This window comes from Nostoc sp. (genome assembly GCF_036916655.1).
In the GTDB taxonomy this organism is placed as follows: domain Bacteria; phylum Cyanobacteriota; class Cyanobacteriia; order Cyanobacteriales; family Nostocaceae; genus Nostoc.
Map to the genome: position 1 here is coordinate 64754 of NZ_JBALFY010000024.1, position 26771 is coordinate 91524.

Annotated in this window: 28 protein-coding genes and 1 pseudogene; 12 read left to right on the top strand and 17 right to left on the bottom strand. The window is 41.3% G+C overall.

Annotated elements, in window-relative coordinates:
- Positions 1–33: 33 nt before the first annotated feature.
- The 8 genes and pseudogenes from V7L31_RS06680 to V7L31_RS06715 form a co-directional block, all read right to left on the bottom strand.
- The gene (locus V7L31_RS06680) at positions 34–801 is read right to left on the bottom strand and encodes an MBL fold metallo-hydrolase (RefSeq protein ID WP_334695514.1); all 768 of its coding nucleotides are present in this window, start codon (positions 799–801) and stop codon (positions 34–36) included.
- A 15-nt stretch (positions 802–816) separates the two neighbouring features.
- Entirely contained in the window at positions 817–1404 is a 588-nt protein-coding gene (locus tag V7L31_RS06685) for an anthranilate synthase component II (RefSeq protein WP_334695515.1), read from the bottom strand.
- Positions 1405–1719: 315 nt separating this feature from the next.
- Positions 1720–2175: a diacylglycerol kinase family protein gene (locus V7L31_RS06690; RefSeq protein WP_292843743.1), complete on the bottom strand. Its 456-nt coding sequence runs from the start codon at positions 2173–2175 to the stop codon at positions 1720–1722.
- 152 nt (positions 2176–2327) lie between these two features.
- The gene (gene ybeY / locus V7L31_RS06695) at positions 2328–2855 is read right to left on the bottom strand and encodes an rRNA maturation RNase YbeY (RefSeq protein WP_179068961.1); all 528 of its coding nucleotides are present in this window, start codon (positions 2853–2855) and stop codon (positions 2328–2330) included.
- A 40-nt stretch (positions 2856–2895) separates the two neighbouring features.
- The gene (locus V7L31_RS06700) at positions 2896–3051 is read right to left on the bottom strand and encodes a DUF3285 domain-containing protein (protein WP_334695516.1); all 156 of its coding nucleotides are present in this window, start codon (positions 3049–3051) and stop codon (positions 2896–2898) included.
- Between the two features lie 214 nt (positions 3052–3265).
- A protein-coding gene (gene prfB, locus V7L31_RS06705) for a peptide chain release factor 2 (protein WP_334695517.1) occupies positions 3266–4388 on the bottom strand; the annotation gives its coding sequence in 2 pieces (ribosomal slippage) (positions 3266–4315 and positions 4317–4388; 1122 coding nt in all).
- Between the two features lie 117 nt (positions 4389–4505).
- Positions 4506–5637 (bottom strand): annotated as a pseudogene (locus tag V7L31_RS06710) (PCRF domain-containing protein).
- Positions 5638–5769: 132 nt separating this feature from the next.
- Complete coding sequence (locus V7L31_RS06715; RefSeq protein WP_334695518.1) at positions 5770–6498, bottom strand: Bax inhibitor-1/YccA family protein; 729 nt, start codon at positions 6496–6498, stop codon at positions 5770–5772.
- Between the two features lie 533 nt (positions 6499–7031).
- Between V7L31_RS06715 and V7L31_RS06720 the strand changes: the two genes are divergently transcribed.
- A complete protein-coding gene (locus V7L31_RS06720) occupies positions 7032–7817 on the top strand; it encodes an RNA polymerase sigma factor SigF (protein ID WP_334695519.1) in 786 nt (261 codons plus the stop codon).
- Between the two features lie 390 nt (positions 7818–8207).
- On the opposite strand, the gene V7L31_RS06725 is transcribed toward V7L31_RS06720, so the two are convergent.
- Entirely contained in the window at positions 8208–9089 is an 882-nt protein-coding gene (locus V7L31_RS06725; RefSeq protein WP_334695520.1) for a shikimate dehydrogenase, read from the bottom strand.
- Between the two features lie 101 nt (positions 9090–9190).
- Here V7L31_RS06725 and V7L31_RS06730 point away from each other — a divergent pair, with 101 nt between their 5' ends.
- Entirely contained in the window at positions 9191–10123 is a 933-nt protein-coding gene (locus V7L31_RS06730; RefSeq protein ID WP_334695521.1) for an alpha/beta fold hydrolase, read from the top strand.
- Positions 10124–10205: 82 nt separating this feature from the next.
- Here the strand turns inward: V7L31_RS06730 and V7L31_RS06735 are convergent, their stop codons facing one another.
- Together V7L31_RS06735 and V7L31_RS06740 are read right to left on the bottom strand one after the other, a co-directional pair.
- Positions 10206–10925, bottom strand: coding sequence for a hypothetical protein (locus V7L31_RS06735; RefSeq protein ID WP_334695522.1), 720 nt, complete (start codon positions 10923–10925; stop codon positions 10206–10208).
- A 907-nt stretch (positions 10926–11832) separates the two neighbouring features.
- A complete protein-coding gene (locus V7L31_RS06740; protein WP_334695523.1) occupies positions 11833–12000 on the bottom strand; it encodes a hypothetical protein in 168 nt (55 codons plus the stop codon).
- Between the two features lie 239 nt (positions 12001–12239).
- Here V7L31_RS06740 and V7L31_RS06745 point away from each other — a divergent pair, with 239 nt between their 5' ends.
- The 4 genes from V7L31_RS06745 to V7L31_RS06760 all read left to right on the top strand — a co-directional run bounded on the left by V7L31_RS06745 (position 12240) and on the right by V7L31_RS06760 (position 14707).
- Positions 12240–12839, top strand: a complete 600-nt coding sequence (locus V7L31_RS06745) for a DUF1802 family protein (protein WP_334695524.1) — start codon at positions 12240–12242, stop codon at positions 12837–12839.
- A gap of 330 nt (positions 12840–13169) precedes the next feature.
- Positions 13170–13460 (top strand): hypothetical protein, encoded by a 291-nt coding sequence (locus tag V7L31_RS06750; protein ID WP_334695525.1) that lies wholly within the window; start codon positions 13170–13172, stop codon positions 13458–13460.
- Between the two features lie 229 nt (positions 13461–13689).
- Positions 13690–13953 carry a hypothetical protein gene (locus V7L31_RS06755; RefSeq protein WP_334695526.1) on the top strand — a complete coding sequence of 88 codons (264 nt, stop codon included), beginning with the start codon at positions 13690–13692 and terminating at the stop codon, positions 13951–13953.
- Between the two features lie 124 nt (positions 13954–14077).
- The gene (locus V7L31_RS06760) at positions 14078–14707 is read left to right on the top strand and encodes a Uma2 family endonuclease (RefSeq protein ID WP_334695578.1); all 630 of its coding nucleotides are present in this window, start codon (positions 14078–14080) and stop codon (positions 14705–14707) included.
- Between the two features lie 44 nt (positions 14708–14751).
- On the opposite strand, the gene V7L31_RS06765 is transcribed toward V7L31_RS06760, so the two are convergent.
- From V7L31_RS06765 to V7L31_RS06780, 4 genes are all read right to left on the bottom strand, one after another.
- Positions 14752–15654: a glycine betaine ABC transporter substrate-binding protein gene (locus V7L31_RS06765; RefSeq protein WP_334695527.1), complete on the bottom strand. Its 903-nt coding sequence runs from the start codon at positions 15652–15654 to the stop codon at positions 14752–14754.
- A 380-nt stretch (positions 15655–16034) separates the two neighbouring features.
- On the bottom strand, positions 16035–16667 hold the full coding sequence (locus V7L31_RS06770; protein WP_334695528.1) for an ABC transporter permease: 633 nt from the start codon (positions 16665–16667) through the stop codon (positions 16035–16037).
- A complete protein-coding gene (locus V7L31_RS06775; protein WP_334695529.1) occupies positions 16664–17422 on the bottom strand; it encodes an ATP-binding cassette domain-containing protein in 759 nt (252 codons plus the stop codon). Before V7L31_RS06775 ends, V7L31_RS06770 begins: the two co-directional genes overlap by 4 nt.
- A 315-nt stretch (positions 17423–17737) precedes the next feature.
- A complete protein-coding gene (locus tag V7L31_RS06780) occupies positions 17738–18103 on the bottom strand; it encodes a hypothetical protein (RefSeq protein WP_334695530.1) in 366 nt (121 codons plus the stop codon).
- 503 nt (positions 18104–18606) lie between these two features.
- Between V7L31_RS06780 and V7L31_RS06785 the strand changes: the two genes are divergently transcribed.
- The 6 genes from V7L31_RS06785 to V7L31_RS06810 all read left to right on the top strand — a co-directional run bounded on the left by V7L31_RS06785 (position 18607) and on the right by V7L31_RS06810 (position 25658).
- Entirely contained in the window at positions 18607–19143 is a 537-nt protein-coding gene (locus tag V7L31_RS06785) for a GAF domain-containing protein (RefSeq protein ID WP_334695531.1), read from the top strand.
- 93 nt (positions 19144–19236) lie between these two features.
- Positions 19237–19626, top strand: a complete 390-nt coding sequence (locus tag V7L31_RS06790; RefSeq protein WP_334695532.1) for a VOC family protein — start codon at positions 19237–19239, stop codon at positions 19624–19626.
- A 189-nt stretch (positions 19627–19815) separates the two neighbouring features.
- The gene (locus V7L31_RS06795; RefSeq protein WP_334695533.1) at positions 19816–20673 is read left to right on the top strand and encodes a hypothetical protein; all 858 of its coding nucleotides are present in this window, start codon (positions 19816–19818) and stop codon (positions 20671–20673) included.
- Between the two features lie 339 nt (positions 20674–21012).
- Positions 21013–22752, top strand: coding sequence for a Dyp-type peroxidase (locus tag V7L31_RS06800; RefSeq protein ID WP_334695534.1), 1740 nt, complete (start codon positions 21013–21015; stop codon positions 22750–22752).
- A gap of 204 nt (positions 22753–22956) precedes the next feature.
- Entirely contained in the window at positions 22957–24144 is a 1188-nt protein-coding gene (locus tag V7L31_RS06805) for a class I SAM-dependent methyltransferase (protein ID WP_334695535.1), read from the top strand.
- 635 nt (positions 24145–24779) lie between these two features.
- Entirely contained in the window at positions 24780–25658 is an 879-nt protein-coding gene (locus V7L31_RS06810; protein WP_334695536.1) for an NAD(P)-dependent oxidoreductase, read from the top strand.
- A 244-nt stretch (positions 25659–25902) separates the two neighbouring features.
- On the opposite strand, the gene V7L31_RS06815 is transcribed toward V7L31_RS06810, so the two are convergent.
- Together V7L31_RS06815 and mazE are read right to left on the bottom strand one after the other, a co-directional pair.
- Positions 25903–26262 carry a type II toxin-antitoxin system PemK/MazF family toxin gene (locus V7L31_RS06815; RefSeq protein ID WP_334695537.1) on the bottom strand — a complete coding sequence of 120 codons (360 nt, stop codon included), beginning with the start codon at positions 26260–26262 and terminating at the stop codon, positions 25903–25905.
- Positions 26249–26479, bottom strand: a complete 231-nt coding sequence (gene mazE / locus V7L31_RS06820) for a type II toxin-antitoxin system MazE family antitoxin (RefSeq protein WP_334695538.1) — start codon at positions 26477–26479, stop codon at positions 26249–26251. Before mazE ends, V7L31_RS06815 begins: the two co-directional genes overlap by 14 nt.
- Positions 26480–26771: the final 292 nt, after the last annotated feature.

Genomic DNA, 26771 nt, shown 5'->3' on the forward strand with positions numbered 1-26771 from the left:
CTTTCCCAGTCCCCAATCACCAGTCCCCTTTATTCAAAATTTGTAACTCAAAACCTGAATTTCTCCCTTTTCCGGCAATTTACCAGGACTAATGGAAATACTATCTCCATTGCTACGCCGCACTGGCGTACCTTGCATCAACGTGAGAAAATTATCCAGTGGCGAAATATCGCACTTAGCAGCATCAGCAGCTTGTGTTCGGTAATGGGTCGGAATCACCAACTTGGGATTTAACACTTGTACAGCCTGCTTTGCTTCTTCAGCATTGTAGGCTTTTGCGCTACCTCCAACTGGAATAAATGCTACATCGGGACGCCCCATAAGGATTTTTTGCTCAATGGAAATGGGTGCAGCGGCTCCGCCTAAGTGTAGGATATTAATTCCGCCTTGCTTCCAACTCCAAGCTGTATTTAAGCCAAACTGCTTACCACCTTTGCGATCGTGGTCTATAGCAATTCCTTGAAACTTAATACCTTTGAACTCGTAAACTCCTGGTTCGTAGATGAGTTTTGCATTTCCCGGTAGTATGTCCACAGCCCCTTCATCCAGCAGTTGACTGCTAATCAGTACCAAATCTGCTGCAACTTTTGGTGGACGATACTTAGCAGTACAGCCGACTGTCCGAAATGGATTGACGAGAATTTTCGCACCGCCACCAGTAAAAAGAAAACAAGTATGACCCAACCACTGAACTGATAAACCGCTAGATTGTGCGTCAGCTTGAGATTCAGAACCCAAGGTAGTAAGCAAAGCCGTTACCAACCCCGCTCCAGCATAGCCCATCAACTGTCGTCGTTTCATTAATTATGCTCTTGACTATAACTGTTCCAGAAAATTTCGCAATAACTGTTTTCCTGAAGATGTCAGGACACTCTCTGGGTGAAACTGGACGCCCTGAATGTGAGGATAGTTCCGGTGTCGCACTCCCATAATGGTGTTATCTTCAACCCAAGCGGTGATTTCTAACACATCTGGGCAAGTCTCACGTTCGATTACCAAACTATGATACCTAGTGGCAGTTAGAGGATTTTCTAATCCCCGGAAAACCCCCACCCCAGTGTGAGAAACCTGAGAGGTTTTGCCATGCATCAACTCTGGAGCCGGAATTATTTTACCACCGAACACTTGACCAATACTTTGATGTCCCAAACAGACACCCAAAATAGGTAAGTCTTGTCCTAGCTGTTTAATCAATTCTAAAGAAATGCCAGCATCTTCCGGGCGACCAGGCCCAGGAGAAATAACTACAGCTTGCGGTTTTAATGCCCGAATCTCATCTATGGATATTTTGTCGTTACGAAAAACTTTAATATCATCTGCTACTGGGAATTCTGCTGCCAATTCTCCCAAGTACTGCACTAAGTTATATGTAAAACTGTCGTAATTGTCGATAACTATAATCAAAGCTTATCACTCCTGGTTTTTACTACTTATCAGTTGCAAAAAGCATGGATAAGTATCTCATACTATTTGTTGGTTAAGTATAAAAATAACGCTGATGTGGACGCGTAGGCATTAAGCGGCTACTCCACGGCATAAATATAAAGATTACCAAGTAAACCTTTAGTCAGGATGTTTGGCGTGTTGGCATAGCCCATCGTAGACATCGCAACATTTAAATTTTCAATATATTTCTCCAAAGGAGAGCAGACAGAGTGCGATCCTCTGACTGAGTAATTTGGCGATGCCTGGATTGGGCGACACCTACGCAAATCACGTCTACAAAGCCGATATAATTAACTTTACGAGAGGAGGGAGTAATAGGATGCTAGCTACTAGCATCGCTACCAAAGCAGAAACAAGCACTGCACCAGCTGCACAATCTTTAGCAATTTTTGCCAAATCATGGTATGTCTGCTTAACGGTTAAGTCCACAACGGACTCGATCGCTGTATTTAGTAACTCTAATGCCAAAACTAAACCACTAGTTATCCCAATTACCGCTATTTCTACCGCTTGCAGATGCAAAAAAACGCTTAAGGCGATCGCTAAAGCACAAACGCTGATATGGATGCGAAAATTACGTTGAGTCTGAAAACTATAGCTGATTCCAGCCCAGGCATATTTAAAGCTAACAAATAAATTAGAGGCTACTTTCCAGGAAAATTCCCGTTCGTTAGACACCAGTGTTTGTAACGAGGTGGGCGTTGGTGATGAAGAAATTTTTTGGGACATAGACTTAAAAACACAAGAACAGAGTTGCTACAGTGGGAATATTCGCCGATCTTAATGGCGAAATTAACTTTGAGGCAATCTTTAAGCAATTTTGCACAAAAGTATTATAAAAGTATTACCCCAAATTAACATTAAGGGATATGTAATTACTGCTATTCTATGTCAATAGCAATACCTATTCCCTTCAGCAATTTTACTTGCTGTTCTAACATTCGCTCCAAACTCTCTTCATCAGGATGATCCCAGCCTAATAAGTGCAATAAACCGTGAGCAGCTAACCAGGCTAGCTCGGTTGGTAAGCTATGTTCTTGTTGTTGAGCTTGTCGTTGTGCTGTATCTACAGATACGATAATATCACCTAAATATAATGGTACAGAAGCAAGCATTTCTTTGCTTTGAGGAAAATCCACCTCCAAAGCTGCAAATGCTAAAACGTCTGTCGGTTTATTTTGCTGACGATACTGGGCATTTAGTTCTTGAATTTGCGAATCATCTGTCAAACGCAGCCCGATTTCATAACTTGGCGCTGGTGGGATTTGAGGGTGAAGTATTTCTAACCAGTGATTAAACCAGTTTTCCCAAGTTTCAGGAGTAATTCGGGCATGAGTGTCCTCAATCTTTACAGATGTTGTCGGGGACAACTCATAAAAATACTCTTCTACATATAATTCAACTCTCAGGGGCATATAGCCTCCTCGTCTGAGGTTTACGGTTTGTTGATTAGTGAGTAAGATAAGCAAGACCAACAAGCAGAGCTAAAAGCCCTACGGCAGTCAATCCAAAATGCTTTAGGGAAGTTCCACCCTTCCGCACCATATTTCGCATGCCGAGTTTTACGTAGCTAGGTTGGGGTTCTGTTGAAGGTGAGTTGCTCATATTTATTTGTCTACAGACTCTTTTATAACTGTAACAGTTGGTCTGGACATAGAATTGCGATCGCCTATATATTGCAATACGCTTTTTGGGTTAAGAAATTTATCCGTTGAGGCAGGGGGAGAAAAAAGCTTATCCCAAGCGTATTGCCCATATATTGTTAAGGCGTTTCTCAGGGAAACGCCTTAGCAGTTGGGGTGTTATGTAATGAGCGCCTCTATGCCAGAGTGTTTTCTACCAGCTTATTTTCTTGGCGCAGATAAGCTTGGATGAATGTATCAAGTTCACCATTCATCACATCGCCGATCGCTGTTGTTTCCGTGGTTGTACGCAAATCTTTCACCATTTGGTAAGGATGAAATACATAGTTACGGATTTGGTTTCCCCAGGAGGCCTCTACCATATCGCCGCGAATTTCGGCAATTTCTTGGGCGCGTTGCTCTTTAGCTATGACCAACAGCTTTGCTTTGAGACGATTTAGGGCTTTTTCTTTATTTTGCAGCTGCGATCGCTCTTCTGTACAGCGCACGGCAAGACCTGTGGGAAGGTGAACAATCCGCACCGCAGTTTCTACTTTGTTGACGTTTTGTCCACCTTTACCGCCAGAGCGAGTTGTGGTGATTTCCAAATCCTTGTCTGGAATATCCAATTGCACAGAGTTATCAATCTGTGGCATCACTTCCACCCCTGCGAAACTGGTTTGTCGTTTACCGTTAGCATTAAAAGGTGAAATCCGCACTAAGCGATGTGTACCCATTTCCGATCGCAAATAACCATAAGCATAGCGACCAGTAATTTCTAGGGTTGCCGATTTAATTCCGGCTTCATCACCCTCCGACTCTTCTGCTAAAGTTACCTTATAGCCGTGAGCTTCGCCCCAACGGGTGTACATCCGCATTAGCATAAATGCCCAGTCTTGAGCATCTGTACCACCAGCACCAGCACTAATGGTCAGTACAGCACCTTCCGCATCATAGGGGCCAGAAAGTAACTGTTGTAACTCCCACTGATCGAGATCGCGATTCAGTTTAGTGATGGTAGATTCTGCTTCTTGGAGTAGTGCTTCATCGGTTTCTAACTCCAACAACTCAACAACTGCCTTAGTATCTTCTAGATTGGCGTGCCAGCGATCGTATTGCTGGAGATGGGCTTTCAGGTCATTGAGTTCTTGCAGGGTTTGTTGGGCCTCGGTTTGGTCATTCCAGAATTCTGGCTGTGATGATATTTTTTCGAGGTCTTGAATTTTGGCTGTCAGTGCAGGTACGTCAAAGATAGTCCTGGGTTTTACCCAGGCGGCCAGACAACGTTTCGATTTCGCGTTTGAGTTCTAGGACATCCATAATGCTTGCTGAATGATAGATAGAGCGCTTTGGATTAAAAAATTGCTCTTTATTCTACTGATTATTTCTTGATTTTAGCTGTAGTTGGGCAAATTTTTTCTGCACTAGTTACAAAAGTTACTTGAAATTATCAAGCGCTTCTTTACTCACTGAAGTAGCGTGATTTAGCTGTTGCAGATAGGCTTTAATCAAAAAATCAATCTTACCGTCTAATACCTCTGTCGCAGCAGGTGTTTCGACATTGGTACGTAAATCTTTCACCTTGGTGTAAGGATGTAAGATATATTCACGGATGAGCTTGTTGGATAGGGATTTTATCAGCCGGGGTTGAATTTCGTCAAGCTGGACACCTTGGGCTTGTGCAATCGCAAACAGTTTACTCTTGAGAATAGCTAAGGCTTTCTCTTTGTTTTGCATCTGACTGCGCTCCTCCTTACAAAATACACTAATCCCGGTAGGAATGTGAAACAACAGCACCCTTGTTTCTGGGCGGTTAACATTCCCCCGATGCCGGGGCAAGGTAATTTCTAAATCCTTCTCTGGTATCTCAAAATTAATAGACTCATCTAAAATCGGGCTGACTTCTACGCTGGCTAGGCAAGTATGCCGTTTGCCATTGCCATGAATAGGAGAAATTCGCTCTATTCTTGCATGAGTTCCTTGTTCCGATTTTAGTCAGCCATAAGCATAACGCCCTGTAATTTCTAGGGTTGCATGTTTGAACCCTCCTAAATCACCTGCTGACTCTTGCACTAGATGTACTTTATGATTATGATTTACTGCCCAACGGTAATACAGATGCAATAACATAGATGACCAATCTTCAGCATCTACGCCACCAACCCCAGCATTAATAGTGAGAAATGCCCCCTTTTGGTCGCAGGGATCGGACAGAAATTGTTGTATTTCTACTATTTCGAGTTCTTGTTGGAGTTGGATAAGGTTGGTTTGTGCCTCTTGCAACAATTCCTCATCAGCAGATAATTCTAGTAGTTCTAGTGCAGCTTTGATATCTTCTAGAATGAAGTGCGATCGCTGATATTGTTTCTTTGTAGCCTTGAGGAAATCAATTTCTTGAAGTATCTGATAACAACTGGCAGAATTATGCCAGAAAGTAGGTTGAGAAATCAATTGATTCAACTCTTCAATTCTTGCACACAGTTCTGTCAGGTCAAAGACAGCCTTCAGCCTTCGTCAAGATATTAGACAACCTTTCTACTTCAGTTTTGATACTTAAGAGTTCAAGCATAGTTTTGCTCACTTGAGGCTTAACTTAGTCTACATATATTACTGCTAAACGGATGAAAAAAACCGTGGTTGCGAAAAATTTAACCACGGTTTCATCTTATAAAACTTTACTTGTGTTATTGCTTACAGACAATTAATCGCGGCCATTGATGGCAATTAGCAAGCGCAAGATAAAGACAAATAAGTTGATGTAAGTCAGGTACATCGACAAAGCAGCAGGGAGATATTGGTCATCGCTGTAAGTGCGGGGCAAGATGTAGAAATCAACTACAGAAACTCCAACAAATAGGAATACTCCTAAACCGGAGATGGCAATTTCTAACCAATTTGGCGTATAAACACCAAACATCGCAAAGCCGAATTGGGCAAGGCACACAACCACCAAGGCAATGACACCAAGATTAATGGTTTTCGTCAAAGCCATGCCGTCTTGTTCAGAAAGATTTGAACCAATTTGACGGGCAGCTATAAAGGTGACACCACAACCAAGGGCAGCCAACCCAATGCCTTGAATGCCAACACCTTTATGGCTCAAAGCGACATACACCAAGCCACTGAGAGTATATCCAGACAACAGGCTGTAGGTTGCCAACAGGGGTAACGCAAGACCCTTATTACCTTTTTGAGCAACATTTTGGGCAACAAAGAACAAAATTAACTCCAAAATCACCGCACCAATGAAGGTGGGAAAGAATATTTCGGGGTTAGTACGGATAACTCCCAAACCGCCGTAGGTTCCTAATGCCGTTAGCACCAATCCACCACCGACATAGGGGAGGGCGTTGGCAATCACGTTTGGGCCAACAAGGGCGTGAGATTTAGCCTCACGGATAGCTTCACGAAAATTACTGGTATTGCTCATATTGAAAAACTGTTTTTTAGGAAAACGTTCTGCTTATTCCTATTCTTACCAATCTTTGCCGTTAACGGACAAGGATTTACTATCGTTGTCAAATCTGAAGGACGGCTTTGTTGTTGAAAATTAGAGTCGTCAGCTTTTGAGTATTTCACAGCCTTTTTAATACTGATAGCATACTCTTTAACCTTCATTGCAACCTATTTTGCGATTAATTCAGTACCGATCCACCTGCACTGAGCATGACAGATGCGTATTATGTCAGTCATGCATTTTTCAGCATAAATAGCTAGTTTTTGTTGCAAAAGCTAAAGATTATTTACCATTCAGAATTATATAAAAAGCAAAAATCACCTGTAACAGAGGGGTTCGCAAAATCATGCGTACAAATACTGAATTGTGGAGTTAGACCCCTAACAAGTTCAGTGAAACGACGATAGCTTATTTTTCCCTGACTCAGCAAAATAATAACAGCTTAGAAGAAAATATACGCAGCTCCATTTTCCCAGGAATTAGGAGTTACAACAAAGGTAATGTATATGGCAACAAGTGAGTCCTCTTTACGAACTGATGGTATAGAATTATTACACTTGTACCACCAGAATCCTTCTATTAAACTTCGTAATAAACTTGTACAGTTACATACTGGCTTAGTGCGAAAGATGGCTCATAAGTTTAGCCATCAATGTAACGAACCTTATGAAGATTTAGAACAAATTGGTTATTTTGGTTTAATTAGGGCAATTGAGCGCTTCGACCCTAGCCAAGGATATGCTTTTAGTTCCTTTGCAGTGCCATACATTCGCGGTGAGATGCTGCACTTTTTGCGCGATCGCAGTACTCTATTAAAAATTCCTCGTCGTTGGCAAGAATTGTACAATGAAGGACAAAAGATTCGCAAGGACTTGTCAATCTCTTTAGGTCGCCCGCCCAAGGATGCTGAAATTGCCAACCAACTCCGGGTATCTGTGCAAGAATGGCAAGAAACCAAGTTAGCGGCTCAAAACCGGATGCCTTTGAGTTTAGATGCAACCGCAGTTAACTATGTTGATTGTCAAATAACCTTGGGTGAGGCACTTCCTTGTCCTCGTTCTCATGTGCTTCTGCAACAAGAAGAAGAACGCCAACAACTCCAAGGCGCAATCAATATGTTGGAAGAAAAGCCCCGTATGGCAGTTGAAATGGTATTTTTGAAGGAACTTTCTCGCAAGGATGCGGCTAAAAACATTGGCACTAGCCCAATGACAGTGACGCGCTATCTCCAAAAGGGAATTCAAGATTTGATTTGCTATTTGCAACCACAGATAATGCCCACTGGTTCGTAGTCGTTTGAGGGAGATGGGGGAGAACAAATTATTAAAGATCGCAAAGATTTAGAAGTTTATAAAATGGCTTTTGATTGAGCCATGATAATTTTTGAACTATCAAAAAAGTTTTCAGTAAGTAGGTGGGTGGGAAAATTTATAAGTATGTCATTGCGAGTTAAACAGAGTGTAACGAACGCGAGTGTGTCTCCAAGGGTTGCAATCGCAAGGACTTTGACTATTTTACATTTGGTTACATAGTTATTAGGTTAATTTGTGCCTACCTACTTAGAGGAATGTTATTCACTAACTTACGGGCTACTGGCAACAATTTTGGGTTTTCGAGATGCGATAAATCGCGTCTCTACAAGTGTTTTGGGTTTATCTGAACTGTATTGTCCTATAAAAATTTCATTTCCCTAAGCCCAGATGATTTTGTAATGCTTGGCGCATTACTTCTACAGGCAAGGTTTCCTGCTGCAACCAGATTTTTAATGCTGCTACCCCTTGTTGAACTAGCATTTCTAATCCATCGATTGCAATTGCGCCTTGTTTTTGTGCCTGTTGGAGAAATTGCGTCGGTTTAGGAATGTATATTAAATCATAAGCGATCGCACCCGTTGGTAAATTTGCTATTTCTTCTACACTCAAAGGCGATTCATCAACTTTGGGATACATCCCAATCGGAGTTGTGTTTACCAGCAGATTGGCTTGGGGAATGAGCTTTGGTAATTCCTCCCATTGATGAACCTGGAATTTCTCGGCTAGGGATGAATTGCTCCAACTATTGCGGAATTCTTCTAATTTCTGCATATTGCGTCCAACAACATGAATTTGGGCAAAACCTAGCTGAATACAACCTGCTACAACTGCTCTGGCTGCACCACCATTGCCTAAAATTACCGCTACTTTCTGACTCCAATCTTGTTTATATGTTGTCTGTAAAGGAGCGATAAATCCTTCTATATCTGTATTTGTGCCTACCCATTGGTTATTTTGGCGGCTAACAGTATTCACTGCACCAATAGTTTGAGCCAGGGGCGTAATTTCTGAGAGTAAAGGGATGATTGCCTGTTTGTGAGGGATTGTCACACTAAAGCCCACAACCCCAACAGCCGCGAAACCTGCGATCGCCACCTCTAAATTTTGTGGTTCAATCGGAAAAGGTAGATAAATGTAATCTAATCCTAATTGTGCGATCGCTGCATTATGCATCACTGGTGACAGTGAATGCTCCACCGGATGTCCAATGACTCCTAGTAATTTAGTTTTCCCTGTAATTTCTTTCGTCATTTGTTATTTGTCATTTGTCATAGCTCATCCCCTTTGTCTCCAGTCACCACTCCCCCACCTAGCCTACAATTATTAAAAGCTCCTTAACATTTCTTTAAATCATGCAGGCAACTACAGCCCCCTCTACAACTCCAATTCCTGGTAAATATTGGCAGTGGCGCGGGCACAACGTTTACTACGTGCGTGCGGGAGAGAAACAAACGCAACGTCCGCCCTTGCTTTTGGTACATGGATTTGGTGCTTCTACAGACCACTGGCGCAAGAATATCACAGGATTGTGCCAAGATTTTGAAGTATTTGCGATCGACCTTTTGGGATTCGGGCGATCGGCAAAACCAAAATTGCAGTACAGTGGCGACTTATGGCGCGATCAACTCCATGATTTTATCAGCGAAGTGATTGGTCAAAAAGCAGTATTAGCAGGTAATTCCCTTGGTGGTTACGCTTGCTTATGTGTTGCCGCCCAACGTCCCGACAGCGTAGCTGGTTTAGTTTTGCTAAATAGTGCCGGGCCTTTTAGCGAAAGCCAGCCCACATCTGAACCTGAAGCTTTGCAAAGCGAAATTCAGCCACCCAAGCAACCCTCTTCTTTAGAGAAACTCTTGGGTGATTCAGTTAAGTGGATTTTTCAACAACCTTTAGCTCAGTTTGTGTTATTTCAATATGTGCGACAACGTTGGGTAATTCGCCAAACTTTAGAAAAAGTATATCTTGATAAAAGTGCAGTTACAGACCAATTGGTAGAAGAAATTTATCGTCCTGCTTTTGATGCAGGTGCATTGGATGTATTTGTTTCAGTTTTTAGCAGTCCTCAAGGGGAAAAAGTTGATGTGCTATTAAAGCAATTAACTTGTTCTTTGTTGATGTTATGGGGAGAAGCCGATCCTTGGATGAATACTAGAGAACGTTCTCAAAAATTTCGCCAATATTGTCCTCAACTCACAGAGCATTTCTTAACAGCAGGTCATTGTCCTCATGATGAAATACCCGATACAATTAATCAACTTTTACGCGATTGGGTTTTGTCTAAGTGAGTGAGTGCCTCGCCTGCCCAGCCGATAAGGCGGGCAAGATGCCCGCCCCAAAATATTGGATAATTTATTTCTTGGAGTTCCCTTATTTAAAAATATATGATTTAATTTCTTGCTCGATTTGGTCAGTAATTATCTCAGTTCCCATACCGATTTTATCGAGATTCACCCTCACAAAATTTGTTTTGTCTTCTGCCGTAAACTTTTTATTATTATCTGAGTCTTTGATAATTTTTAGAAAAAGTGCATTTTGACCGGGAACAACAACCCAACTGATGATTCGAGTATTATCTGGGGTAATTTGCTGGAGGTTTTTACCTGATAAATCAGAAAGATAGCCAATAGTCGCATCTTCACTGTTGAATTTTGTATCTGTATTTGTGTCTTTGTCAATGATTTTATACAACCAAACTCTTGTAGCTGGCTTTTGTGCTGCTTTGATTTCCAACAAATCGAAGGAGTTGATAATGTCTTTTTTATTTAATAAAAGATGAGCTTCGCCACTTTGTTTTTGATAAAAGATGATGTTATACAATGGGTTACTTCTTTCATTTTCATAAGAACGGGAAATTTTTAAATTAATTCCTTTATCTTTGTTTTGCTCTGAAACAGCAACGGGAATCATCAGATAATCTGATTGTTCTTTAATAATTAAATCGCCATAGATAATATTTTGTTGTGGTTGTGGTTTGTCAGTTGCTTTTGCTTGTTCAGTATTTCTGCTAATAGAAGACTTACAAGAAAAAGAAAGAGTCGCTATCACAATAGCTGTAGTAATTTGTTTTAAAAAGCTATAAGTTTTCATCAAATTCTCCTAGCAGGATATGTTGCTGTCTTATTTTATTCCCTGCTGAAAAAATCACCATAAGTAAGTCGGTGAGAAAAATTCAATGTATATGAAGAAATATAAATTAGCTGTAGGGTGTGTTATGCCTTCGGCTAACGCACCTGAGATTGTGGACGGTGCGGCGCTTGGCGACAACACACCCTACATTAAAATTCCTTAACATAGCTGGAAATATTAGCACCAACTTACTTAGTCTGAATTCCCGCATTTCTCACTCTTGAGAGAAGGGATTGAACTTGGCAGATTGAACTCTCCCAAAGCGTGAACCTCACGGGCGAAGTAATAAGTAAGATTCATTACTCATTACTCATTACTCATTACTTATTACTTATTTAATTATTGAGATGTGGTGAGAAATCTGGGAATTGGAGTTTATGGCAAGCAATCCCAATTCATACTCAATTCTGACTCCTGAGTTCTGAATTCTTCTTATAAAATACCAAAAACCTGGTCGAGGTTGACCAGGTTTTATCGAGTTTACAGATTTCAATTTTAAACTAATTAACTAACTGAATGTTAATAACTAAGGTGGACTGAATAACTAACAAACTCAGCATTCCTGCGTTTTTCCGCTTTAGGATTTGGCTTTGCCTTCTACAATTAGGCTTTTTGCCACTTTCATAATATTTGATATGCTGAAGTTTGCTTGGTCTTATGACAAGGGGACACTAAGTCATTGACCTTTTTTGTTTGGTTTTCTTTTATTTGGTGTCCTACTAACTAATTTATCACTTGGTTTCGTGAGTTGCAACCCTTGGTTTACTAAAGTTGATGTTTTGTTAGATTTTGCAATCTAAAGCTATAAATTTGATCCCTAGCCTTCTTTCTAAGAAAATTAAAGGGATCTTGGAGAGATCAGCATGACTCAGCAATTTGTATTGTCAGCAATTCCACATAATTTGATTGTAATCAAGATGGGAACAATTTCTGCCAATTCGGCGACAGAAAGCTTGATTTGGGCGGCTAAGGCGTTGTTGTTCAGGATAACGTGCCCCAGCGATGTCTGGCGACAAGCCGCTGTGCGTCTACGCATTTGTTTGTGATTGAGCAATTAACCAGTCCCAAGCTAACTGAGCAAAGGTACAATTATAAAGAAGGGCTATAGGACGCAGTTTTTCTAGCGCTTGTTTGGTTAGGGAGCGATCGCAAGCCTCAATCACTTGTTCATACTTTAGATGGTTAGCAAAAACTTTAACTGATTCCTAATTCATTCCCTTGGATAGGTTCATACTTTATCGGTTTTAGCTTCAAATTAAATCAGAGTTACAGTAGATGCTGATGGAATTGACTACAACTTTTCATGCCCTCAAAGAATGGGCAGTTGCCGTAAATGCCTTGGAAAGTGGCAAAACAATTATGTTGCTCCGCAAAGGCGGTATCCATGAACGAAATGGACATTTCCAAGTTGCCCACAAGCAAATTTTGCTTTACCCCACTTATGAACATCAACAAGCTTTCATGCTGAAAGCTGAGTATGCCAATAGTGTCTATCCAGTAACATCAGGCTGGCATCCTGAAACAGTTCGCATCGGCAGTTGGGCTGAAATTACCGATATTTTGCCAGTGAGTGACGAATCTATTGTCAACACCTTGCTTCCTTTCCATATTTGGAACGAGCATTTTATTAGCGATCGCCTCAAATGGAAACCACGTCAACCCCTTTATATTCTCCTCCTGCGGACTTACAACCTACCCCAAGAGCAAGAAATTCCCTATTACGCTAAGTACGGCGGCTGTAAGTCATGGATTGATTTAGATCGACCAATTCACTTGCAAACAGCAAAACCAGTTTTATCTAACTTTGCATACAGCCAACTAGTAGAGACAATTCGCGAGATTGTCAGCGATAAATTGTACGCTCCATCCTTCTAATAACCCAAGTTGCTGTCCAGATACCTGATTTTTTGAATAAGTCGGGTATTTAACAATTCAAAATTGAAGGCATTTCCGGCGGGGATTTAAATCCCGACAGTTTTCGAGACGCGATACGCCGTCTCTACAAGTGTTTTGAGCAGGGGTCTTAAACCCTTGAATTTACGATAAATTTAGCCTTAGCTAAGTCCTATTCTATTTAATATTTAATTAATTGAGGGTTTTTTGGGCTTTTTTGAAGAGTCTAAGTAGTTACGCAAAATTATTTATGTCATTGTGTTCGCCCTTGGCGTTCCCGTTGGCGCAGCCTCTCGTAGAGAAGGGTACGAAATGATATGTAGTGAAGCAATCCCAAACCTTTGCGATTGCTACCCTGCGGGAACGCCAAGGGCGAACATTTCGCTTCTCTACGAGACGCTACCGCGTAGCAAGATCCCCGTAGGGGTACGCTTCATTCGCAATGACAAATGTATATTTAATTCTGCACTACTAGTTATTATCTGTTGCGAGAAATACATCAGCCTGACTTCTTTCAGCACAGGCGATATGGGTGGCATCAGATTACGAGCCTCAGTCAAAACAGTAGTTATTGTTACACACGATCGCAAAAAACGCGGATAACATTAGAAAAATCTCACCTAATTAAGAAGGTGTGGCGAAGCCGTTTATCAAGATGTACTACTAGCAGCAGTCTTCCAAGGTATGACTTTTTAAGCAATTATCCCTTACAGGATAAAACTTAATTACATTTGTCTAAAGATATTAGGCAAAAAATTACCCCACAAGGGTGAGAATATTCTTGACAAAAGTCTGTTATCATGCTTGTTAGCAAAAAGTAAAGGAGTTTGCAATGCCTCGACAAATGTGCTGGTTATCTAAGTCTAGTGGCGACGGAGAAAAAATTTTGTATTTGCAGGCAGAACCCAATCAACCTTGGCGTCCCTACACAGCTTTTGGACATTTGGCAGCCCCAGATTATAAAATACAAGGTGGTTCTAAAGGTTGGGCAACTTATCAAAAACTGATCAAAGCAGGCTGGACACTAGTACCTAGCGCACGGGCAAACGAGTTTGGTACCAGCAGCTACGCAGAGTCAACAATTCAAAATCAATAAGAGCATTAGGCAGTAGTTATTGTCCTCATCTTCTTTACTGCCTCATCCCTTCATTGAATTCATGAATCTGGCGATCGCTCATCTTCCATGTAAAAATGCTGGTAATATCTACAATGTGGCTAATATGGATACCGTAATTACACCACAAAGAATTGAGTTACCACCTGGCGCGGTGTTGAAACTTTTGGGAAACTGGCAAGACTATCAAGTATTGAGTCAGCAACTAGGCGATCGCTCCTCGCCTCGGATTAAATATCGCCTTGGAGAAATTTTACTGATGGCACCGCTACCAGAACATGGAAGAGATGCGAGTTTGCTGGCATTGATAGTAATAGCTCTACTTGACCACTTAAACCGCATATACGAGTCATTTACGCCCATTACCATGAGTTTGCCAGAAATTAGTGGTATTGAGCCAGACTTTTGTTTTTACATTGAAAATTGCAGAGCCGTAGTAGGCAAAAATAGAATTGATTGGGAGTCAGATCCACCACCAGATTTAGCAATTGAAATCGATGTAACAAGCTACACCGACATTAATGATTTCTTGCCATATCGAGTGCCAGAAGTTTGGATATTAAAGAGTAATCGGTTATTAATTTATCGATTGCAGGGAGAAAGTTATGTGCTTACAGAAAGCAGCTACTTTCCTAACGTCAGAGAAATTGTGCAGCAATGTCTCCAAATGGCTAATGAGCAAACAACAAGTGAAGTCATTAGGTGGTTAAAGAACTTTTTGCGTGGACAACAGTAGACTTATTAATTCTTCTGTAACGCACCATCTCATTTTGGTGCGTTTTATTTTAATCCCTTCAATTTACGAAACTCTTGGACAACATCTTTAATATCCCGTAATTCACCCTCAACTAAATAGTTTAACTGCCGCATTTCATCTGCTGAAATCTTTCCAGCAAGGGAAGCGATCGCTGTTTTTAATTCGGGATACTTTTTTAATATTTCTTGTCGAACAATTGGCACAGTTTCGTAAGGTGGAAAATAATGTTTATCATCTTTAAGTACAACTAAACCTAAGCGAGAAATCTGTCCGTCAGTGGAATTACCCGCTACCATATCCACTTGTTTTTGAATCAAAGCGCGATATATTAAACCCAAGTCCATAATTTGGGGAGATTTAGCAAAACGTAAATTGTAAGTTTTAGCTAATCCTGGAAAACCATCTTCCCGTTCTAAAAATTCGTAGCCGAAACCGCCACGCCACTGCGGTGTATATTGAGTAGCTTCCGAGAGAGTTTGAATGTTGTAGCGTTTGGCATCCTCACCCCGAACAATCATCGCAAAAGTATTTTCAAAACCCAAACTTGGCATTACCTCCAGCTTAAATTGCTGAGAGTATGCTTGTTTTAATCTTTCATAAACTTCTTTCGGATCGTTAACTGCCTTCTGCTTTAAAATTGCAGTAAAAGCTGTGCCTGTATACTCAATATAAGCATCAATTTTGCCAGCAGTAATAGCGCTATGACAAACAAATGAACCACCCAGACGAGGGCGACGAGCTACTTTTAAATTAGTTGTTGCCTCGATTTGCTGTGCTAACAGTTCACCTAAAATATCTTGTTCGGTAAAATCTTTGGAAGCAACAATTATATTACCACTGTTATTACTATTTAAATTTGGTGTGCAGCTAGTGATTAGCAGTAACAAAGTCAAAGTTAAACAGCAAAGTGTGAAAAATCTTTTCATGACAGACCATTTATAAATTAAATTTTAGAGGATGTATTACAAGTATTGGGCGAATTCTATGAGACTATTGGTCAATTCACGGTGGCTTCGACCCTCACCCCTAAAACATTGGTTTGGCGTTGCTTTCCCGCCCTGAAATAAATTTCGGGCTAATAAGTTCAAGTCCGTTGAAACGGACTGAAATCAGAGTAATGAGGAATGATGGGTTAAATTCCCTATTAATTTGCCAACAGTCTCATAGAATTCGCTACTACATAAACATAGACGCTTTGCGGCTTCCCGCAGGGTAGTCCACCTCCGTGGACTAATACAAAATCAAGGATTTTTAACCCACGCAGGTGGGTTTTGTTTGTGTAGGCGCGACTTCTAGTCGCCAGGGCTTAATTTTTAATTTTTAATTTATTCTCCAACCAGCCAATTGCAAAGTCAGCCAGTAATGCAATTACTGCCGCCGGAACTGCACCAGCTAAAATTAACTGATTGTTAACTACAGATATGCCGCGAAAAATAAACACTCCCAAACCACCAGCACCAATCGCTGCTGCAATAGTTGCAATACCTATGGCGATTACTGTTGCTACTCGCACACCTGCCAAAATTATTCCCATTGCCAAGGGAATCTCAACTTGTAATAACAATTGTCTATCTGTCATTCCCATACCTCTGCCAGCTTCTCGAATCGCTGGATCGACGCTAGTAATGCCTGTGTAAGTATTACGAATTATCGGCAGCAAGGAATATACAGTCAGGGCAACAATTGCTGGGACTGCACCAATTCCGCCAATTATGGGAACAGGAATGAGTAAACCAAAGAGTGCCAAACTAGGAATAGTTTGGAGAACATTTGCTATGCCGAGAATTGGTTGGCGGAGATAAGTTTTACGTGTAATTAAAATACCTAATGGGATGCCTACAAGTATGGCAATTCCGATAGCGATTCCTACTAAAAATAGATGTTCGAGAGTATGCTGAAGAATTTCTGGGGCATACTTAACCAGGAAGAAATTTTTCATAAAGTATCTTGTAGGGAATGCAGACATTGCAGAAAGGCGAGACTTTCTGGATGTTGCGATCGCATAAATTCATCTGTCGTCCCCAATACTACCAATTCTCCGCCATACATTAAACCAATTCTGGATGCCAAAACTAAGGCTTCTTGAATATCATGGGTGACGAAAACCACTGTCTTACCTAACTCTTGCTGCAAATGCCGAAATTCTTGTTGCAATTCTAGGCGTGTAATCGGATCGAGTGCGCCAAAGGGTTCATCCATCAACAACACTGGCGGATCTGCTGCTAAAGCCCTGGCTACACCGACTCTTTGCCTTTGCCCTCCCGAAAGTTCGTGTGGGTAACGCCCAGCGAATTGTGCTGGTTCTAAGCCTACTAATTGCAACAATTCATAAACCCGCGTTTTAATTTGTTTTGGTTGCCAACCTTCTAAAGAAGGAACTAAACCTACATTGCGTTCTACAGTGAAATGAGGAAATAAACCAATTTCTTGAATGACGTAACCAATTTTTCGCCGCAGCTTAATTTCATCCCATTGAGTTGTGGGAATACCATCAAATAAAACTTCGCCTTGTGTGGGTATAAATAGGCGATTAATTAACTTCATTGTGGTGGTTTTGCCGCTACCACTGCGCCCAAGTAATACCAGTGCTTCTCCTTGACGGATGCTGAAGTTGAGATTTGACACCAATGGGCGATGGTTACGGCTAAAAGTAACATGGCGGAATTCGACGGCGGTTTGGTTATTTTGCGGCATGAGTGGCTTTTGGTGGACGCTAGCTGTATGTATTATGTGCTGATTTTGCTAGCGTGCTAACGCCCGATTGCTGTAGCGTAGTATTAGCTACTATATGTAGAGTGTATTATGGCGTTATCCTAACGGAAACCACGGCAGAGAGTGCATTAGACGTAGGTTGGGTGGAGCGGAGTGCCACAAGATATCAAGAGCAGGTTGTCCAAGATAAATTTTATGTAGGTTCCCTCGTGCCTCCTGAATTATCTCGAACAAATTTGCCTACATTAGGATTTACGCATAAAGATTATTTAGAAAAATTGAGTGTAAAGCTTACTATTAACGCTGCCAATCATACATTAATCGTCCATGACGATCGCGCACAAGTTCCCATTCTCCATGACGATATCCTTGTCCGTGATAACCTATAGAGCGATAGCGTCGTCTATAGTAATATCGTCGATTTTGCTGGCGTTGATAATAATATCTTCCAGTCCGTTGCCGTCTATGATAACGTCGTCGAGTACGTCTGTGAGCTAACAAAATTTCTTCACTTTGCTCTCCAACTAATTTTGTCTGTGCGTCAATACTCTGTTGATTGAGAACATTATTTAGAGTATTATCCTTAGCTTCAGCTAAAGCAGGTGGATAAGTGAAGGTTAATAGCAGGAGTACAATTGAGGATAGCTTTTGGAAACGGTTCACGTCTTTGCTTTTCCTAAATATTGGTAATCTTTTTATTTAATACTTAAGTTGAGCAATTATATAGTTCAAAATTCACAAACTTGACGAGCGCAAATGTAATTAAAGTACTTAATATTAATCGTCAGTGATAGCATGATTCAGAGAAAATTTTGGTTTTCTAAACAATGGCATACATTCCCAAAAACGCAACGTGGTATATTGCTGAATTAGCGATCGCGTGTAACATTGAAGGAAATTCACACAATGTTATTTATGCAAACTGAGCATATTATTTGTAAATTTCTAAAATTCTTAATTTTAAATTTATAATTGGGAATTCTTTTTGGTACAAATTAAAAATTATAATTTCTTAAGAATTTAGTTTAAATTCAGCCAACAGGTTGACTAGTATTAACTTCCGTTAAAATGGAATTACTGCTATAAATACAAAAATGTATTTAAATAAGGTCTAATAAATTACTATATAAATCCAGCAGCATTTACTTAGTCATAATTTTACAACCGTGCAAATTCATCCTCACTCCGAATTTAACCATAGCCGCGATCGCCGTGAACAGGGTTTGCAAAAATTGCTCGATCGCCTTGTTAAAACAATGCAGCGCGATGAGTTAGTGCGGCAAACAACCAATCAACTCAGAGAATCGCTTCAGGTTGATCGGGTGGTGTTGTATTATTTTTACGAGCAGTGGCAAGGACAAGTGACTTTTGAATCCTTGAGTTCTAAAGAATTTTCAATACTTGGTTCCACTGGCCCAGATAGTTGTTTTAATGACGAGTATGCTGCTTTATACTTGGCAGGACGGGTAAAGGCGATCGCTGATATTGAATTAGAGCCAATCGAATCTTGTCATCGAGATTTTCTCCGCAATATGCAGGTTCGCGCTAATCTGGTTGTACCAATTTTGATTCCCAGAGGATTATGGGGATTGCTAGCAGCACATCATTGTCAAGGGCCTCATTATTGGTCGCCATCAGATATAGAAATGATGCAAACAGGGGCACAAACTCTAGCAACAGCCCCTTACATACTAGAAAGTTAAAAGGGCGGTTAGAAACCGCGTCTATACGAGGCTTTACCCACCTCCGTGGGTTGAAAATACTCAATTTGATTTTTCTAATTAGGAGAAAGAATTATGAAATTTGGTTTCACGGTCATCTGGGTTGAGGATGTAGTTAAAACCGTTGAGTTTTACGAAAAAGCATTTGGTCTGGTTCGTCGCACTCTCCAAGAGAGGGGGCAGTTTACCTGGGCTGAAATCGAAACCGGAAACACCACACTAGCTTTTTCTTCTAGTAACGAAGCCCAAAAATTATTTCCTGGCGGCTTCCATACCAACGATGCCACACAACCACCGACATTAATCGAGATATCATTTATCACTCCTGATGTTGGCAGTGCTTACATGAGAGCGATCGGGGCTGGTGCAAAAGCATTAGATGCTCCTAAAGCCCAGCCTTGGGGACAAACCCTCGCTCGTGTCCGCGATCCTAATGGCGTGCTGGTGTCATTGGTGAGTGGCTAGTACCGCAAGGCGGAATTAAAAATTAAAAATTGAAAATTAAAAATGAATACAGCGTAATGTATGGGAAGTTTCCTTAGAGGCAATAATTGGGCTGAGGATTGCGATCGCAATAGTTAAAATCAACGCCTAATGTTCTAACTTTGGCTAGTTGGATAGTTAAATGGGTAATCTTATTAAGTACACTAAGGGATGTCAAAGATTTTTGAGTTGACAGGACAGCAAGAAGCTCTGATTACTGACTATCGAATGAAGTGGTATTTAATAGCAATCTCAACTCAGGCAGTTGATAAAGCGAGAGCTTTTTCCGCAATCGAGGCAGTTTACAAGAAAATATCAAACGCAGAAATACCTGAAATATACTATTTTGAAAGTCCGCTTCATGTGGCTAATCTCAACTTTATCAGCCATATTCATCCAGCTGCAAATTTATTCAATCAACGTAAGCTGAATAACATCATTAGGAAAGTTAAAAATCAATTACTCAAAGGATTGCTTTGTAATTCTTTTCACAGACATATTGTTTATCCGCTGATTGAAATTGTTGGACAGCAGTTTGACATTGAGCTATGGAACATTTTGCAGAAGCAATTAAGATTCTGCTCACCGCTCAATAATCTGATACCTGGAAGCCTACGCGATAGTGAAAAATCATCTTTAATCTGGAAATTTGCTAAACCCAATCAGCAAAGGAATATAGAGCAATTTTGGTTCTATTTGGCATCAGGTTTAGTCTCACCAGATACGATATGTAGTGTTTGTGGATTGTTGGACTTCTGCACCTCTGAGCTAGAATGCTTCATAGAAAAAGACTTATGGGACACATTAAAAAGATACGTTTCTGAGTGTGGTTGGACATTCTTTTTTCAAGATTTCTGTTTCACCTGTCAACGTCCACATAAATTGCTGCTTGATGAGCAAAATCGACCTCATGCAGATAATGAAGCAGTGATAGAATTTTTAGATGGTTTTAGCGTATTTGCCAAGAATGGTACTCTGGTTTTCGATTGCGACCAGTTTAACAATCTGTTTGTACCTGATATAACGTGATTTGTCAGTTTTACATAGCAGTGTCTTAGGTACATTAAAAATCGCTATATTATTGAACTTAGCTACTATAATCAAAATTCTTCTTCTTTAATTTTGTGTGTCACAGGGTTGAGGCAGACATCTGTAACTCACGCCATACTACAATTTATGACAATATCTATAATTTGTATAATTTATTTACACAACACAAACTTCCTAACCATTAAATATGGATAGAATTGCTGCATAAATCTTTTAACTACCTCCGATAAGTTAACACAGGTTCCCATTAGCGATACCTGATTCCATGTTTTTATTCTGGAATAGCCAATAGGCTTTTCTATCAACAGGACTTTGATTATGACCCAACAAATCATTCGTGAAGCACCTGCTCCTGATCCGTTAGAAGGTCAACAGACAAACGAACTCTTCTACGTCGCTGCGCCTAATGAGCCTATTCTCAATGTTAATAACATCCAAGGCAACATTCTCGGTGGGTTCAATAAAGATTACCAGGCCCTTTTGTTCCTAGAAATTGAAAATCCCAAAGCCTTCAAGCACTGGCTGAAGTCACAAATTGACTTCGTTGCCACCGCCTCAGAAGTGATTGCCTTTAACCGCTTATTCAAGTCCGCCAGAAAACGACGAGGCCGCGAAGGTGCTGTTAAGGCAACCTGGGTCAATATAGCTTTCTCCTTTGAGGGGCTGAAGAAACTAACCAATGATGCCGACTCATTTACGGATGATTCCTTTAAAGCTGGGCTAGCAGCACGCGCTGTTGATTTGAACGACCCGGTAGACAAAGATGGTAAACCTATTGGCTGGGTCGTGGGTGGGCCGGATAATGGCAAAACTGATGTGGTTTTCATCATTGCCAGCGACGAGCGCGCGGACTTGTTGGCAGAAGTATCACGGATCTTAGAAAGCATTGTGGTATTTACAGACGAGCATGGCAAGCCCAAGAGCAGTGGAGCCAAAATTACCTTCTTGGAAGAAGGAGCCAATTTACCCCCACCTCTGACTGGACATGAGCATTTTGGCAACCTGGATGGAATATCACAACCTGGTATTCGTGGCCGGGTTGCTGATAATCCCAAAGAACTTCTCACTCCTCGGCAGAACCCAGAGAATAAAAATCAGGGCAAACCAGGACAGGATCTTCTCTGGCCAGGAGAGTTTGTTTTTGGCTATGAAGGTCAAAACAATGATGCTAAAACCTTGGAAGATAGCAAAGGTCAGGTTGTATCAGCAGGACTACACTGGGCGAATGATGGCTCTTACCTTGTATTCCGCCGATTGCGTCAAGATGTATACAAATTCCATGATTTCTTACACGAAAATGCTGCCGAGCTAAACACTGACCCGCGAAAGGTGAGCGCAAAGCTGATTGGTCGCTGGCCTAGTGGCGCTCCCACTGTCCGCACGCCCGAAAAAGATGCCCCACAATTGGGTGATAATGACGATGCGAACAATGATTTTGAATTCAACGGTGATGATCCACCGAAGGATTATTTCTTCAAAAACGATGTAGTTCCACCTTCCAAGGATGCAACGGGTCTGCGCTGTCCCTTTATTGCCCATACCCGCAAGACTTATCCACGTAATGACAAAACACCAGAAGGTGGAGGCCCTGGTCCCGAAGAGATTGACCGCAGTGAAGTGACCACTCAAACACACCGCTTACTCCGTCGCGGTATTCCTTATGGCCCGGTGTCTGCTTCGACGCCGAACAATCCACTACAAGATGAGAAGTTTGTTGACCGTGGTCTTCACTTTTTAGCTTATCAGACATCGATTGTAGACCAGTTTGAGTTTGTAACCCAGAATTGGGTTAACAATGCAAAGTTCAGTGAGGAGGCGGCTACCGGCCACGAGTTTGAAGGTAAGTTAACTCTTGGTCACGATCCAATTATTGGTCAAAGTGAAAATAACAAACCAAATGGCGATCGCACACGCAAATTCTACATCCACCTTGAGGATGACCAAGGTAAACCTCGAACTAAGGAGTTAACTGCACCTGAAGATTGGGTAATTCCTACTGGTGGCGGCTACTTCTTTGCACCGTCGATTTTTGCTTTGAAGGAAGTATTGACAAAATAACGATTTCATGATACCGCTGGGCGATCGCATGAAACCGCAAACTTCTCAAATTTTGTCTGTCAATAAATGCCAGCGCTCATAGCACAGTGGTCGATATTATGGGGTTTGTAGACCGCTAGAGAAATTTTGAATTATGAATTTTGTTTTGCATCATTCATAATTCATTAATTTTCTCTACTCCCCAAATCTCAAACCTGAAATTTTATGGATTCAAATCCAGCATTGTGTGCTGCGATCGCTCATCACATTACCACCAGTCCACAGCAGCGAATTACTTTTGCTGAATTTATGGATATGGCACTATACCACTCTGAACATGGCTACTATTCCAGCGATGCTGTCAAAATTGGCTTTCAGGGTGGTGATTTTTTTACCTCTCCTAACCTCTGTGCTGACTTTGGCGAGTTACTAGCAGAACAATTTTTGCAAATGTGGGAGATTTTAGGAAAACCTGTACCCTTTTCTCTGGTAGAAATGGGAGCAGGTCAAGGACTGCTAGCATTGCATATCCTGAAATATCATCAGCTGCACTACCCAGATTTTTTTACCGCGCTGGAGTACATCATTGTTGAAAAGTCACCAACTTTAAGAGAAGAACAGCAGCAACGTTTGCAAGATTTACCCGTGCATTGGTGTAGTTTAGAGGAAATACCACCTAATGCGATCGCAGGCTGCTTTTTTTCTAACGAGTTAGTAGATGCGTTCCCCGTGCATCAATTTATCCTAGAAATGGGGAAACTCCGAGAAATTTATGTAACCACAGATCCGAATGAGCAAGAAACCAATGCCCCATACGCATCATTTATAGAAGTCACAGAGGAACCTTCAACGCCCCAACTAACTGAATATTTAGATTTACTGGGAATCGACTTAACCGAAAGTGCTTATCCAGATGGCTACCGTAGTGAAATTAATTTAGCTGCTTTAAACTGGTTGAGTATAGTAGCAGACCGCTTACAGCGCGGCTATGTGCTAACAATTGATTATGGCTACCCCGCCAGTCGTTACTATAATCCCAGGCGATCGCAAGGAACACTACAGTGTTATTACCATCATCGTTTCCATGACAACCCCTACATTAATATTGGCAGGCAAGATATTACTGCCCACGTTGACTTTACGGCTTTAGAGCGCTGGGGCGAGAAGTGTAATTTAGAGAATATTGGTTTTATCCAGCAGGGATTGTTTTTAATGGCGTTGGGGTTAGGCGATCGTATTGCGGCCCTTTCCGATCAAAAGCAACCCCTCTCACAGTTACTACAGCGGCGGGACGCACTACACCAACTTATAGATCCCACAGGCTTAGGCGGCTTTGGAGTCTTAATTCAGAGCAAAGGTTTACAGAAGACAGAAACTTCTCAATCACTAAAAGGATTGACCTTGCCAGAGTAAATGTAAAGAAAGAAAAGTTAAAACTCTATTTAAGAATGCCGTATCAGCCTTATTTAGACTAGCATAACAGTGATTACTGTAAAGTTAAACACACTACCAAAGTAATAATTATGACTACCCACGACCTGTTAATGCTAGCAACACTACTTACCCCCGGTATTTTACTTTCAGTGATAATTATGGTGACTTTTGCCGCTGGTGGTTGATTGCCAGAGTTAGAAACTAGGGAGTGGGAAGTAGGAAAACTGGGATTTAGGATTGCATCTTAAGTCTCAAATAACCACTTCCCAATTAATTGGAATCAAACAATACAAACGCGATGTCCCCGATGGGCTGTAACGCTCGTCAAAAGAGGCAGGGGAGCAGGGGGCAGGGAGCAAGGGGAAAACTGAGACGGAGCTTGTACTCCGCCCCAGTAAGAGCGCCCTAGAAGGGCGGGGCAACTCTTGGAGACGCTTCGCGAACATACCCCCCATGTTCCCCTCCACAGAAGAGGTGCAGGGCTTGCTCCCCCTGCTCCCTGCTCCTCCGCTTCTTCGGTGAGGCTCGACAGCACGAGCGTCTGACTTGCGATCGCTCTTGGCGTCTCTCTTTGGGAGAAGACTCGCTAACACATCATTAAAGGAACTTAAAAAATGAAGGTGGCATTTCTGGGAACTGGACTGATGGGACTACCAATGGCTCAAAGGTTATTAGCCGCAGATATACAGCTAGTTGCCTACAATCGCACCCCAGAAAAATTAGCACCACTACAAGCTGCTGGCGCTGAAATTGTCACACATCCCCGCCACGCTATTCGCGCTGCTGAGTGCTTAATTCTCATGCTTACTAATGCCCCGGCTATTTATAATGTGTTGCTTTCAGATACAGCTTGGCAAACCTTAGAAGGACGCACAATCATTCAAATGGGAACAATTACTCCCACAGAAAGCCAGGAAATTAGAGATGCAGTTGTTGCGGGTGGTGGTGAGTATTTAGAAGCACCTGTATTAGGGAGTATCCCAGAAGCAAAAGCTGGTAAGTTGAGTGTTATGGTAGGAGCCGAGCCAGAACAATATCAACGCCACTTAAAATTACTCCAAAATTTTGGGACAGAACCTTTGCTTATAGGGCCGGTGGGAACTGCGGCGGCGCTGAAATTGGCACTCAATCAACTAATAGCTTCCCTAACAAGCAGCTTTGCTCTGAGTCTAGCTTTTGTCCAGCGTCAGGGTGTGGATGTAGATGTGTTTATGCAAATATTGCGCGACAGTCCACTCTACGCGCCTACCTTTGACAAAAAGCTACAACGGATGTTGGATGGCAACTATGCCGATCCAAATTTCCCTACAAAACACTTGCTGAAAGATACAGAATTGTTTATCTCGGAAGCGAAATCTCAGAGTTTGGATCTCAGTAGTATTAAAGGAGTGCGGCAAATTTTGCAAACAGCCGTAAAAATGTCATTTGCTGATGATGATTACTCATCACTATTTTCTGTAATTAAAGAATGGGGAGAAGCGATCGGAGATTGAAGTAGGCAGTCCCGATGAAAAATTTTTTTATTGGGACTATCAAGATATTAAACTCACAAAAGTCTGTTATTTGATATTCTTTCTACTAAAATATTTCTATTTCAGAATAATATCACCTGGTTTCTTTGACTTATCACCAAATAATAATATAGAAGCAATATTCTGATTACAAGGCTTATTACAGAAAAGCGAAAAAGCGATCGCCTTCGCCTCACTTTAATCCCTATTTTTATTCCCTAACATCCTAAACCACAAATCCCAGAACTACATTTAAAGCTGTATGAATAAGTTCCCAGTAGTCTGACTCCAGCACACCCACCAAACCCAAAATACGACTATGGTCAACAGCACGAATTTGTCCAACATCAATAAAACGGTCTTGGTCTAGTCCATTATTTGGTGTTGCTTTCACATTCACAACGTAGGGGGCTTGTTTACTTCCGGGCCGAAATGGCATGACAATTGTCAGCAACCCATACTGATTCATGATGTCATTTTGCACAACCAAACAAGCGCGGATTTTTTTTGCTTCAGCCCCCACTGTTGGATCAAGATTCACCCAACGTATTTCTCCTCTCTGATAAGTTAAGTTATTCCCTGGCATTTATGCCATCTCCAGCAACGCCGTCCCAAGCAGCAATTTCAGTTTGATATTCTGGATCTTCAATATCCTGCTTAAGGGCTGCAATCATTTCTGTTGCTAAAATTCGGCGGCGGTGTTCTGCCAGCAATGTATTGATGTATGCACTACGGTTGCCCTGTGCATACTGATCTACAAATCGCAGAATATCTTCTTCTAAGGTAATTGTGACTTTGAGCATCTATAATTAATTTTTAGTATTACTATTTAGTATGACTTTATCATCATACCAAAATTTACTAAACTCATACACCTCATCTATAGCAATCCGATTTGATTTCTGAATCACTCGTAGAGGTAAGGGACTGGGGACTGGGGATTGGGAAGAGGGAATAAAGATGTATTGAGTTTTGTTCAAAAATCAAATATGAGTCCTATATATATAGACAAATTACAGTAAAGTGAAAACATGTAATGTCTTGCAGTCAGACATCGCTTTAGTCTATTCCTTTGGGTACAGAAATTATGCGGAC